The organism is Rhodococcus sp. NPDC127527 (assembly GCF_042672245.1).
In the GTDB taxonomy this organism is placed as follows: domain Bacteria; phylum Actinomycetota; class Actinomycetes; order Mycobacteriales; family Mycobacteriaceae; genus Rhodococcus_G.
The window spans coordinates 43,927-56,121 of record NZ_JBHXVP010000002.1 but is presented as its reverse complement, the minus strand read 5'-3'; the positions used below and the strand labels follow the sequence as shown (position 1 = coordinate 56,121).

The following is a 12,195-nucleotide window of genomic DNA, read 5'->3' as shown; positions in this document are numbered from 1 at the left end:
ACGGATGTCCACTACCCTCACGGTGTGGCGGAGCAGGAGCAGCGAATCGTCGGACCGGACTACCTCGTGGCGGGCCGCTACCGGCTGCGCTCCAAACTGGGCGGCGGCGGCATGGGATCGGTCTGGCTCGCCCACGACACCCTGCTCGACCGCGAGGTCGCCATCAAGCAGGTGGTCTCCACCGCGGGCCTCACCGAGGTGGCCGCCCAGGAGATCCGGGCACGGGCCATGCGCGAGGGCCGGATCGCGGCCCGCCTGTCCCACGACCACGCCATCGCCATGTACGACGTCGCCCTCGAGGGCGGCGAACCCTGGCTGGTGATGGAGTACCTGCCCTCACGCAGCCTGGCCCAGGCCCTCAACATCACCGAGGCGCTGCCCCCACTGCAGGTCGCCCAGATCGGCGCGCAGGTCGCCGACGCGCTCGCCGAGGCACACGCCGCGGGCATCGTGCACCGCGACATCAAGCCCGGCAACATCCTGATCGCCGATCGCGGCCGGGCCGCCGGGACCGTCAAGATCAGCGACTTCGGCATCTCCCGCGCCAAGGGCGACGCGCAGCTCACCCGGGCGGGCGTGATCACCGGCACCCCCGCGTACTTCGCCCCGGAGGTGGCGCGCGGCGACGATCCCACCGAGGCCTCGGACGTGTTCTCCCTCGGCGCCACGCTGTACACCGCCACCGAGGGCCAGCCGCCGTTCGGCATCGACGACAACACCATCGCGCTGCTGCACAAGGTGGCCAAGGCGGAGATCTTGCGCCCGGTGCACAGCGGCGACCTCACCGACGTGCTGCTGCACCTGCTCGAACCGGACCCGGCACGGCGGCCGACCATGGCGCAGGCCCGGGACCTGTTGGCACAGGTCGCCGCCGGGGCGGGGGGCAGCGTCAGCTACGTCCTGGACACCCCCCTGCGCGGAGCCGACGGCACCGTGCCGTTCTGGGCCCGCCGCTCCGCGACCAGCGGGCCGCCGCGGACGTCGAACCGATTGCCCACGAGCACGATCACCGGCCTGCCCGCCGCCCAGAACAGCGTCCCGCTGCAGAGCGTGCCCCGGCCCGGTCCGCGGGTACCGACCGCTCCGGCGATCGAACCGCAGCGAACGCCCGCCGCGCACTCGGCCGTTCCGCTGGCCGTCGCCATCGTGCTGCTGTTCGTCGCGATCGCCGTCGTCGTCGCCGTGGTGCTCGTAATCGCGTTGTGACGCCGACGATCACTCGATCTGACGTCGATGGGCCCAGCGGGTCAACGCATTCCGGTTGGACTGCTGGGTCTTTCGCAACACGTTCGACGCGTGCGTCTCGACGGTCTTCACCGAGATCACCAGGTTCTCGGCGATCTCCCGGTAGGTGTAACCGCGTGCGAGCAGTCGCAGCACCTCGAGTTCGCGCGGGGTCAGCGAGTCGAGTTCCGGGTCCAGCGGCGGTTCCGGGGCCGCGGACCGTCCGGTGAACGAGTCCAGCACGAAGCCCGCCAGCCGCGGGCCGAACACCGCGTCGCCGCCCGCGACCCGGCGCACCCCGTCCGCCAGCTCGGACCCCGAGATCGTCTTGGTGACGTAGCCTCGCGCGCCGGCCCTGATCACGGCAATGACGTCCTCGGCGGCGTCGGACACGCTCAGCGCCAGGCAGACCGGGCCGGGCTCGATCCCCCCGAGCACCGCGACGCCGCCGCCGTCCGGCATGTGCACGTCCAGCAGCACGACGTCGGGCTTGCACGCGTTGATCCCCGCGACCGCCTCCGCGACCCCTCCGGCCTCGCCGACCACCTCGATGTCGGGTTCGGAACCGAGTTCGGCGCGCACCCCGGACCGGAACACGGCATGGTCGTCGACGAGAAAGACGCGAAACGCGGTGCGGCTCGTCGTGTCGGTTCCGGGCGTTGTCACCTGGGCTGCTCCTTCGGTTCGGCGGCGGGGTGCTCGGCGGACGGCGGTACGGACTCGCCCTCGGCCTCGGCGACCTCGTCCGAGCCGTGCCCGTTGCCGCCCAACGGTATCCGGATCCGCACCTCGGTCCCTCGCCCGGGCGCGGACTGCACCTCCACCTGCCCGCCGCGGCGCTCCACCCGTGCCCGGATCGACTTGGCCAGCCCCTGCCGGTCCGCGGGCACCGCGTCCAGGTCGAATCCCGTGCCCCGGTCCCGAACGAAGACGTTCACCTCCCGCGCCTCCGCCTCGGCGAACAGGTCCACGTTCGTCTCCCCCGAGTGCTTCGCGGCGTTGACGAGCGCCTCACGGGTCGCGCCCAGCAACGCGGTGAAGGCCTCCTTGGACAGCCCGCAGTCCGGTTCGTCCAGTCGCACGTCGCCGACGGTCACCGGCCGCACCGTGACGCAGTGCTGGTCCTCGACCTCGCCTGCGATGGTGCGCAGCGCCTCCGCCAGGCTCGCGTGCGCCGCCTCCCCGCCACCGAAGAGCCACTTGCGCAGTTCACGTTCCTGGCTGCGCGCCAGCCGCACGACCTCCTGCGGACGGTCGGCCTGCTTCTGGATCAGCGCCAGCGTCTGCAACACCGAATCGTGCAGATGCGAGGCGATCTCCTCGCGCTCGTCGTTGCGGATGCGCGCCGCGCGTTCCTCGCCCAGCGCCCGCCACATGCGGAGCCACAGCGGCACTGTCAGCAGGCCCGCGCCGATCAGCGTCACGATCACCGCGAGCAGCGAGGACCGCAGCGCGTCGATGTCCACCCGCGCCAACACCACCACGCCGAGGCCGAACACGATCAGCGTCGCGCCGCCCAGTACCCGTGCCCAGGTCAGCACGGTCGGCCGCTGCGGCAACCCGAGCGCCGAGCGCGGGCCGTCGTCGTCGTACTCCCGCCACACCAGTGCCGCGCCGACCGCGACCACGATCACCGGCGCGATCACCGAGGCGGCCGTGCCACTCACCAGCCATGACAGGCCGGTCGACAGTGCGAGCCCGATCACCGCCAACCCGAGCGCTCGCCTGCGTTCGGCGGGGCTCGGCCGTTCGGTGTCGGTGCCGGGCGGGGTGAAGATCCACAGCAACCCGTACGCCACGATGCCGATGCCGGTGAGTGCGGACAGGACCACGAACGCCACCCGCACCTTGGTCACGTCGATGCCGAGGTGATCGGCAAGGCCGCCCGCGACACCACCGATCACCCGACCGCCGACACGGCGTTCGAGACGAGGCTGGGGCACCTCCGCCGGGACGAAGGCATGCGAGAGTGGCTGCACACCACGATGGTGGCACGAGCTCGCGCCGCCACGCATCAGGGCAGACCCTGATCCTCCCGGGCGACCGGGCGGTCGGAAAGATCAGGGTTTGTCCCGATGTGTCGGCGGGCCGGTGGCCGCCACGATGGTGACATGAGCAATCCGAGCTTCCCCGATCAGCTGCACGAGCTGTGGCGCACCAGGCCGGTCCGCCTGCCTCACCGGGGGCCGCTGGCCGGCGTCGCGGCGGGCATCGGCTACCGCTACTCCGTCGACCCGGTCCTGGTTCGGGTCGCGTTCGCCGTCTCGACGATCTTCGGCGGCGTCGGCATCGTCCTCTACCTCGCGTGCTGGCTGCTGCTGCCACAGGCGGGCGACCAGGTCTCGGCCGCCGAGTCGATGATCGGGCGGGGACAGAGCTCCGAGTCCGGCACGAAGAAGGTGGTGTTGGCGGTGGCCCTGGTCATCGCGGTGAGCACCCTCGGCCCGGTCGGCGTCGGGCTCGGCGGCTCGGGCCTGATCAGCCTCGCGCTCATGCTCGGCGGACTGTGGCTGCTGCACGAGCGGAGGCCGGTACCGCCCCCGCTGCCCGCAGGCACGGACGTGGGCTTCACGTACCCGACCCAACCGACCGGGTACCCGGGCACCGTGACCCCGGCCACCGAGTACGGCGGGTTCACCGCGCCCGGCGTCTACGCGACGCTGCCGAAGACCTACGAACCGACGACCGCGACGACGCCGACGGTGGCCGAGCCGGCCGCGACGCCGCCGTCCACCTCCACCGCGGCACCCGAGGCCGGCGCGACCACGGACGCCGCACCGGCCGAGCCGCCGCCCGGCCCGCAGCCCCCGTCCTGGGATCCGCTGGGTGTCGCGCCGTTCGCCTGGGACCTGCCCGAACCCGCGCAGCCCACCGTGCCCGCGCTCCCGGCGCGACCGAAGTCCCGGCTCACCTCCACGGTGCTCGGGATCGCCATCATCGCCTCCGCCGCCACCTGGGGCGTCAGCGCGGCCAGCGGGGCGGAGTGGTTGTCCCCCGGTCGAATCGGTGCCGTCGGGCTCGCCGTGATCGGCATCGGACTGGTCGTCGGGGCGTTCCTGCGCCGCGGCTACGGACTCCTCGTCGTCACGGGACCGCTGATCGGCTTCGTCATGCTGGCTTCCCTGGTCGGGCCCGTGGACTGGAACAGCCAGAACGTCGGCACCCGGGAGTGGCGACCGGCCAATGCATCCGAGCTGCAGTCCTCGTACTCCGGACAGCTCGGCGACTTCACCCTCGACCTGCGCTCGGTTCAGCTGACCGAGGACAAGACCGTCGACATCACCTCCGGGGTGGGCAGTTTCACGGTCCTGGTCCCGCCGACCATGAACGTCGTGAACCACTGCTCGATCACCGTCGGCGACCTGGCGTGCCTGGCCGACGGGCTCAGCGTCGGCACGGAAGGCGCCGACAAACCGAAACTGACCCTCAACATGACCGGCAAGGTCGGAGACATGGAGGTGCGCCGTGGCTGACAACAACGACATCGACAGCAAGCCGAGCCGACGACCGTCCGCGCTGCTGCTGCTGAGCGGACTGACCGCGCTCGTCGTCAGCGCATGGGCGATCATCGGACCCGACCGGTTCACCGCGCTGGGCGGCGCCCAGTTCCGGTGGATCTTCGTGATCGTGGCGGTGGCGGTCGGGGTGATCCTGGTGTTCGCGCCCGGGCGCCGAAAGTAGTGCCGCCACCGCGGATACCCGTCGCAACTCGCCAGGGTGCGGTCCTACGGACCGCACCCTGGCGAGTGGCCCGCACCCAGATCCGGAGGGGTGCGCAGCGCGGTCAGCGCTCGATGCTGCTCGACGCGCACTCGGCCGGGAGCGATCCCGAGAGCCACCGCGGTCTGCTCCACGCTCAGCCCGACCGCGAGCCGCAACGTCAGCACCTCACGTCCGCGTCGCGAGACACCGTCCAGCACCGCCGGGCGATCCCGGCTCGCGTCGTCGAGGGCCCGGAGCGTCGCCTCGTAGACGATGCGCAGCCGCGGCCCGCGGCGGGCGGTCACGACGGCGACTGCCACCGCGGAACAGATCCCGGCTGCGCGTTCGTCCGCCGCTCCGCCCGAGCCCAGGTTTGCACGGCACAGTCGGGTCACCAGCGGCCGGAGGATCGTGATCACCCGCGCCGTCGCGTGCCGGTCGCCGGCAGCCGACGCGATGGCGGCATCGTCCAGTTCGTCGATGCCGGGGAGTCCGTCGACCGAGGCGGTCGTGCTGGTCGTGTGCACCGCATGACTCATCGTCGATCTCCTCTCGCCACACGATCCCGCCGAATCGGAACGTCGAACTCAGTGAACTCCCCCAACCTGGGTGTCGGCTGGCAGAAAGACGTCGAACCACACAGCGATCTCACAGGGAACGCCCGCACACTGGCCGCGTGAATTTCAATGCCACCGGAAGCTATCACCAGGGTGTGTCACTGCTCGGTGGATGGCTGCCGCTCACCGTCGAGATCGTCACGGTCGCGGCCGTACTCGCGGTCGTCGGGTGGCGCAGCGCCCGTTGGCGACTGCTCTGGCTGCCGCTCTGCGTGGCGATCGGGGCGGCGGGTGCGCTGATCGCGCACTGGTACATGGATTCCCAAGGATTGTCCTCCGATCCCGCCCCCACGCCGCTGTGGATCTGGGTGGCCGTGGGTGTGGGCTCGGTTGCCGTGGCGGTGTTCGGTTGGCGGGGCAGTCGGTGGTGGCGCCGCGGCCTGTCGCTGCTCGCGATACCGCTGAGCCTGCTGTGCGTCGGCCTGGTCCTGAACCAGTGGGTCGGCTATTACCCGACCGTGGCGGCCGCATGGGGCGCGGCTACCGCGGGACCGCTGCCGGACCAGGTGTCCGCCGACGAGCTGCCGGGCCTGCGCGACACGACCCCGTCCACGGGAAAGGTCGTGCCCGTGGACATTCCCGACACCGCGAGCGGGTTCACGCACCGAACCGAATACGTCTACCTGCCCCCCGCGTGGTTCGCCGGCGCCGCCCCGCCCACGCTGCCCGCCGTCATGATGATCGCGGGCGAGTTCAACACCCCGGCTGACTGGATGCGCAGCGGCAACATCACCTCGACGGTGGACGCGTATGCGAACAGTCACGGTGGCCAGGCCCCGATCCTGGTGTTCGTCGACGCTGGCGGCAGCTTCAACAACGACACCGAATGCGTCGACGGTCCACGCGGAGACGCCGCCGACCACCTCACCGCGGACGTCCGGCCGTACGTGGTGTCCACCTTCGGCGCCTCGGCGAGCCCGGCGAACTGGGGGGTCATCGGCTGGTCGATGGGCGGAACCTGCGCCGTCGACCTCACGGTCATGCACCCCGAACTGTTCAGCAGCTTCGTCGACATCGCCGGCGACCTCGGACCCACATCCGGGACCAAGGAGCAGACCGTCGACCGTCTGTACGGCGGAAATGCCTCGGCCTGGGCCAAATTCGACCCGACCACCGTCATGGCCGCGCACGGCCCCTACACCGGGGTGTCCGGTCTGTTCGAGGACAACGCGGCGCCGCCCCGACGCGGCAACCCCGGAAACTGGCACCCTCATCCGCAGTCACAAACCAACTCCGCGGGCAGTGGGTACGGCGGGCAGGACGGCACCCCCGACACCGACGAGGCGGGTGCTGCCGACGCGCTCTGCAAGTCCGCCGCCGCCCAGCAGGTGAGCTGCGAGGTGCATACCAGCCCTGGCGGGCACACCTGGCAGTTCGCCACCGCCGCGCTCACCGACGGCCTGCCCTGGCTGGCCGCCCGGATCGGGATACCGCATGCCACGACCGCCCCGCCACCGACGTCCTAGCGCGGGACGTCGGTGTCGGGGCGGACCCGGATCCGCGCGATCACGAGCTGCCGAACAAGCTGAACAGCCCTCCGAATGGGTTCTGATTCTGGTTGTAGTTGTAGTTGTAGTTGTTGTTCTGGTTGTTGTTCTGGTTGTTGTTCCAGTTCCGGTTCCAGTTCCGGTTCCAGTTCCGGTTCCAGTTGTTGTTCCAGTTGTTGTTCCAGTTGCGGTTCCCGTCGCGGTTCCCGTCGCGATCGTGGCCCCAGTTGTTGTTCCAGTTCCCGCCGTGACCATCGGCCTGCACCACTGGCAGCGGCGACGGCGTCACCGTCGAAGCCAACGCCGGACCCGCAGCCGCCGCCATCGGGATCGCAACGATCGCACCTGCGACAGCCAACCTGATCAGCACCCGGCCCGAACCGCGCACTCCGGATTTCTCGTTCATCGTCACACCTTCCTCGTACCGCGGAGCGGCTGCGGTGAGGAGTGTCGTCAACTACATCTTGTCGCAGGTGCGGTCAGTTCGCTCCGAGCCCAGTTCCGTACTCCGACGGCTCTTCTGCGGTTGTCGACGTCGCGCGTCGCGTGCCGTCGACTCCAGTCAACTCCTGATCCGAGCGCGGCGAGCTGACAGTTCGCTGTGAATCGCCGCCTGACCGCTCAACCCTGATACCCGGAGAGGTCGTACACGGTGGTCGACCCCACGGTGGTCGGCGTGAAATGCGCCGTCACCCAGTCCGCGATGTCCTTGTGCGCGCTCTCCCGCCCGCCCGGGGCACCGCCGCGACCGGACTGGCTCTGACCGCCGGCGCCACGACCACCGTCCTCCGTACGGTTCTGCACCAGGTAGTACGTCACCTGGCCGTTCCTGACGTAGTCGACGAACTCGGCCAGTGTCGGCGTCGGGTCCGAACCGGTGAACCCGCCGATCGCCATCACCGCGGTGTCGCTCGACAGTTCGAGGCCCGCCGCAGTCGAGGACCGGTCGACGGCGGCGGACCAGGTCGTGTCGGTGGTCGCGAGCATCGAGTCCAGCTGCGGATTGGGCTCGCTCGCCCCGAACATCCCGCCGGGCCCGCCCGACCGGTGCGCGGCCGCGGGCCCCACCGTCGGACCCCCACCGGCGTGCGGCTGCCCGAGGGTCGCGATCGTGTAGGCGCCCGAACCGAACAGTGCCGCAACAATTCCCACCGCGACGGCGACCGTTCCGAGACGACCGTCCCGGCCGGCCCTTGGCGTCAGTACCGTCGCCGCGGACACCACCGACACCGCGAGAACGACCCATCGCAGCGCGGGCATCCAGTCCGCGTTGCGGCCCAGGATCCAGAAGCTCCACGCTCCTGCCGCGAGCACGATTCCGGCCAGCCCCGACCGGCCGAACCACGTTGTCCGCCTTGTCCACATCTCGTGCACGCCGAGGGCGAACATGCCCGCCACCGCGGGTGCGAGCGAGAGGCAGTAGTAGGGGTGAATGGTGCCGCTCATGTAGCTCAGGACCAGCCCGTCCACCACCAGCCAGCCGCCGAACACGATCGCGCCGGCCCGCACCAGGTCGGTGCGCGGCGCCCGCCACCGCGACACGACCACCAGCACCATGGCCAGCAGGGCGGCCGGGACGAGCCACCCGATCTCGAACCCGAACTCGCCGGTGAACAGCCGGCCGAGTCCCTGGCTCTGGCCGCCGAATCCGCCGAAACCGCCACCGTGTGCGGCGGATCCGGCCGCGGCGGCGTGGGCAGCCTGGCCGTTCGGCGGCATCGCGGCGCCCTGGCCGGGGCCCGGACCGCCGGCACCGCCGGGATGGTTGCGCCCGAGCACCCGCGCAAAACCGTTGTAGCCCAGCACCAGATTCATGAAGTTGTCGTCGGTGGACCCGGCCAGGTACGGCCGGGAACTCGCCGGCCAGACCAAGGTCAACAGGACGAACCATCCGGACGAGAGCAGGAAGGCCGCCAGTGCGCCGAGCAGTCGCACCAGCCGGGCACGCACCGGCGTCGGCGCGGCGACCGCGAACGCGATCACCAGTGCGGGCATCACCATCAGGCCCTCGAGCATCTTCGCCAGGAAGGCGAAACCGAGCGCGGCCCCCGCGAGTGCGATCCACCGTGCACTCGCCCGTTCGAGCGAGCGCACGGTCGCGTAGGCCCCGGCCGTCATCAGCAGGACCATCACCGCGTCCGGGTTGTTGAACCGGAACATCAGCGCCGCAACCGGTGTCAGCGCAAGCGCCGCACCGGCCAGCAGGCCCGCGCCGCGGCCGCTGATCCTGCCCACCGCGCCGTAGAGCAGCGCGACGGACGCGACCGCCATCAGCGCCTGCGGGATCAGCATGCTGGCACTGCCGAAGCCGAAGATCTGCCCGGACAGGCCCATCACCCACTGGGAGACCGGTGGCTTGTCGACGGTGATGAAGTTGGCGCTGTCGAGCGAACCGAACAGCAGCGCCTTCCAACTGCGCGAACCGGCCTGCGCCGCGGCGGCGTAGAACTGGTTGCCCATGCCGTTGACGGTGATGTTCCACAGGTACGCCACCGCGGTGCCGGCCAGCAGGACCGCGAGCCCGATCCGCTCCCACCGGGTGGCCGGGAGCCTCGTGCCCGGCGCGGCGGTCGGGCCTGACGGCTGCGCCCGCGGGACGGTCGTCGGGTCGGTCAACTCTGTGCGGGTCTGGGTCACCCCGCCATTGAGTCACGCTCCCCGGCGATGTCCCTGGGGTGTTCCTGCGAATCTGCTGGGAATCCGGGGCACCGCCCGTTCCTGAATGGCCCATTCATTCGATCTGACCGAATGAATGGGCCATTCAGGAAGTCACTCCCACTCGATGGTTCCCGGCGGCTTGCTCGTGACGTCGAGGACGACGCGGTTGACGTCGGGCACCTCGTTGGTGATGCGGGTGGAGATCCGCTCGAGCACGTCGTACGGCAGCCGGGTCCAGTCCGCGGTCATCGCGTCCTCGCTGGAGACCGGCCGCAGCACGATCGGGTGGCCGTAGGTGCGGCCGTCGCCCTGCACGCCGACGCTGCGCACGTCCGCGAGCAGCACCACCGGGCACTGCCAGATCTGGCCGTCGAGACCGGCTGCGGTGAGCTCCTCGCGGGCGATCGCGTCCGCCTGCCGCAGCAGCTCCAGCCGGTCGCGCGTCACCTCACCGACGATGCGGATCGCCAGACCCGGACCCGGGAACGGCTGGCGCGCAACGATTTCCTCGGGCAGACCCAGCGCCCGCCCGACCGCGCGGACCTCGTCCTTGAACAGCAGCCGCAGCGGCTCGACGAGGGCGAACTGCAGGTCCTCGGGCAGGCCGCCGACGTTGTGGTGGCTCTTGATGTTCGCGGTGCCGGTGCCGCCGCCGGACTCGACCACGTCCGGGTACAGGGTGCCCTGGACGAGGAACTCGACCGCCTCGCCGTGCGCCGTGGACTCGCCGAGCACCTCGCTCACCGCGCCCTCGAAGCTGCGGATGAACTCGCGGCCGATGATCTTGCGCTTGCTCTCCGGGTCGGAGACGCCGTCCAGTTCGCCGAGGAAGGTGTCGACCGCGTCGACGGTGATCAGCTTCGCGCCGGTCGACGCGACGAAGTCCTGCTGGACCTGCTCGCGCTCCCCCGCCCTCAGCAGGCCGTGGTCGACGAACACACAGGTGAGGCGGTCGCCGATGGCGCGCTGCACCAGTGCGGCCGCGACCGCGGAGTCCACGCCGCCGGACAGGCCGCAGATCGCCTTGCCGTCGCCGACCTGCTCGCGGACCTGCTCGATCAGCGCGTCGGCGATGTTGGCGGCGGTCCAGGTGGGGGCGATCCCGGCGATCTCCCGCAGGAAGCGAGTGAGCACCTGCTGGCCGTGCGGCGAGTGCAGCACCTCCGGGTGGTACTGGACGCCCGCGAGCCGGCGCGCCCGGTCCTCGAACGCGGCGACGGGTGCACCGGCGCTGGTCGCGGTGACCTCGAAACCGTGCGGGGCGTCGGTGACGGCGTCGCCGTGGCTCATCCACACCGGCTGCGTCGCCGGCAGACCCTCGTGCAGGACGCCGCCGTCCACGCTGAGCTGGGTGCGGCCGTACTCGCGGGTGCCGGTGTGCGTGACGGTGCCGCCGAGCGCCCCGGCCATCGCCTGGAATCCGTAGCAGATGCCGAACACCGGGATGTCGTGATCGAACAGCCGGGCGTCGAGCTGCGGGGCGCCGTCGGCGTAGACGCTGGACGGTCCGCCGGACAGGATCACCGCCGCGGGCTTGCGGGCCACGATCTCCTCGACGGTCGCGGTGTGCGGCACGACCTCCGAGTAGACGCTGGCCTCGCGCACCCGTCGAGCGATCAGCTGCGCGTACTGCGCCCCGAAATCGACGACGAGGACGGGATTCTGCTGTGAGGGGCCGGAATGCTGGGTGTCTGCCACCAGCTCAGTCTAATCTGCCCAGCTCCGGCACCTCGCACAGCCCGTGGGCCACGGTCACGACCCGGCGCACGGGCCCATCGGCGCCAGCGGTGCGACGTCACCGGGCTCACCGCCGTCCGCCCGGCGAACCAGCGTCAGCGCGTCGGGCCCGAACGCGGACGAGTAGGAGACCGAGTCCGTGCAGCCGCCCTGTTCGAGCCCGCCGATCACCGCGCCGACCCCCGACGCGTCCACCCAGGGCGCCCCGCTGGTGCCGCCGCTGAGACCGTCGCACGCCAGGGTCGGGAAGCCGGTGGTCGAGGTGACCCCGCCGCTGCACGTGACCGGACGGTCGTCGCCCGCGGGGTACCCGGTCACCGTGACTCCCGCCCCCGCGGCCGGCGCGACCGTCATCGGCAGCCCTCCCCCGACCGCCGCCTCCACGGCGCCTGCGTCGGCACGCCGCACGCGTACCACCGCGTAGTCGCTGCGGGGATCCTGCGTCGCGACCCACCGCGGGTCGAGGTACACCTGCGTCACCGCCCACTCGCCGAACGGCGCCGCGCCGCGGTCGAACCCCGGCACGAAACTGACCCCGACGCCGGTGCCCGCCAGGCAGTGCGCGGCGGTCAGCACGAGGTCGCCGCCCGCGCTGTCGAGGACCGCCCCGCTGCAGAAGTGCACCGGGGTGCCCGCGACGAACAACGGACCGATCCGCGAGTCGGGGGGGGGGGGGGGGGGGTGGCGCGCCCCCCGCGGCGGCCCGCGGCGGGCGGGGGCGGGGGGGAGGGGCGGGGCGGGGGCGGGGGCGCAGCAGCGCGGGGCCGCCG

General features: G+C 71.4%; 11 protein-coding genes. 4 read left to right on the top strand and 7 right to left on the bottom strand.

Annotation, left to right across the window (positions count from 1 at the left end; translation table 11 throughout):
• Nucleotides 1–24: 24 nt before the first annotated feature.
• On the top strand, nucleotides 25–1,206 hold the full coding sequence (locus ACFVH2_RS03250) for a serine/threonine-protein kinase (RefSeq protein ID WP_378422225.1): 1,182 nt from the start codon (nucleotides 25–27) through the stop codon (nucleotides 1,204–1,206).
• A 9-nt stretch (nucleotides 1,207–1,215) separates the two neighbouring features.
• On the opposite strand, the gene ACFVH2_RS03245 is transcribed toward ACFVH2_RS03250, so the two are convergent.
• Both ACFVH2_RS03245 and ACFVH2_RS03240 read right to left on the bottom strand, forming a co-directional pair.
• A complete protein-coding gene (locus ACFVH2_RS03245) occupies nucleotides 1,216–1,890 on the bottom strand; it encodes a response regulator (protein ID WP_378422223.1) in 675 nt (224 codons plus the stop codon).
• The gene (locus tag ACFVH2_RS03240; protein WP_378422221.1) at nucleotides 1,887–3,203 is read right to left on the bottom strand and encodes a PspC domain-containing protein; all 1,317 of its coding nucleotides are present in this window, start codon (nucleotides 3,201–3,203) and stop codon (nucleotides 1,887–1,889) included. Before ACFVH2_RS03240 ends, ACFVH2_RS03245 begins: the two co-directional genes overlap by 4 nt.
• Nucleotides 3,204–3,335: 132 nt before the next feature.
• On the opposite strand from ACFVH2_RS03240, the gene ACFVH2_RS03235 reads away from it, so the two are divergent.
• Nucleotides 3,336–4,697: a PspC domain-containing protein gene (locus ACFVH2_RS03235; protein ID WP_378422219.1), complete on the top strand. Its 1,362-nt coding sequence runs from the start codon at nucleotides 3,336–3,338 to the stop codon at nucleotides 4,695–4,697.
• Nucleotides 4,690–4,905 carry a hypothetical protein gene (locus tag ACFVH2_RS03230; protein ID WP_378422217.1) on the top strand — a complete coding sequence of 72 codons (216 nt, stop codon included), beginning with the start codon at nucleotides 4,690–4,692 and terminating at the stop codon, nucleotides 4,903–4,905. Before ACFVH2_RS03235 ends, ACFVH2_RS03230 begins: the two co-directional genes overlap by 8 nt.
• Before the next feature lie 44 nt (nucleotides 4,906–4,949).
• Here the strand turns inward: ACFVH2_RS03230 and ACFVH2_RS03225 are convergent, their stop codons facing one another.
• Nucleotides 4,950–5,465 (bottom strand): sigma factor-like helix-turn-helix DNA-binding protein, encoded by a 516-nt coding sequence (locus tag ACFVH2_RS03225; protein WP_378422216.1) that lies wholly within the window; start codon nucleotides 5,463–5,465, stop codon nucleotides 4,950–4,952.
• 137 nt (nucleotides 5,466–5,602) lie between these two features.
• On the opposite strand from ACFVH2_RS03225, the gene ACFVH2_RS03220 reads away from it, so the two are divergent.
• Entirely contained in the window at nucleotides 5,603–7,009 is a 1,407-nt protein-coding gene (locus ACFVH2_RS03220; protein ID WP_378422214.1) for an alpha/beta hydrolase, read from the top strand.
• Nucleotides 7,010–7,049: 40 nt separating this feature from the next.
• Here ACFVH2_RS03220 and ACFVH2_RS03215 read toward each other — a convergent pair whose 3' ends face one another.
• From ACFVH2_RS03215 to ACFVH2_RS03200, 4 genes are all read right to left on the bottom strand, one after another.
• Nucleotides 7,050–7,442 (bottom strand): hypothetical protein, encoded by a 393-nt coding sequence (locus tag ACFVH2_RS03215; RefSeq protein ID WP_378422212.1) that lies wholly within the window; start codon nucleotides 7,440–7,442, stop codon nucleotides 7,050–7,052.
• 209 nt (nucleotides 7,443–7,651) lie between these two features.
• Complete coding sequence (locus ACFVH2_RS03210) at nucleotides 7,652–9,667, bottom strand: ArnT family glycosyltransferase (protein ID WP_378422210.1); 2,016 nt, start codon at nucleotides 9,665–9,667, stop codon at nucleotides 7,652–7,654.
• Between the two features lie 132 nt (nucleotides 9,668–9,799).
• Complete coding sequence (guaA, locus tag ACFVH2_RS03205; RefSeq protein WP_378422209.1) at nucleotides 9,800–11,386, bottom strand: glutamine-hydrolyzing GMP synthase; 1,587 nt, start codon at nucleotides 11,384–11,386, stop codon at nucleotides 9,800–9,802.
• Nucleotides 11,387–11,440: 54 nt separating this feature from the next.
• A complete protein-coding gene (locus ACFVH2_RS03200) occupies nucleotides 11,441–12,070 on the bottom strand; it encodes a trypsin-like serine peptidase (RefSeq protein WP_378422208.1) in 630 nt (209 codons plus the stop codon).
• Between the last annotated feature and the right edge of the window lie 125 nt (nucleotides 12,071–12,195).

Excerpts from the sequence above, each read along its gene's own strand:
- ACFVH2_RS03235 (WP_378422219.1), top strand. The coding sequence starts at position 3,336 with ATGAGCAATCCGAGCTTCCCCGATCAGCTGCACGAGCTGTGGCGCACC.
- ACFVH2_RS03225 (WP_378422216.1), bottom strand. The coding sequence starts at position 5,465 with ATGAGTCATGCGGTGCACACGACCAGCACGACCGCCTCGGTCGACGGA.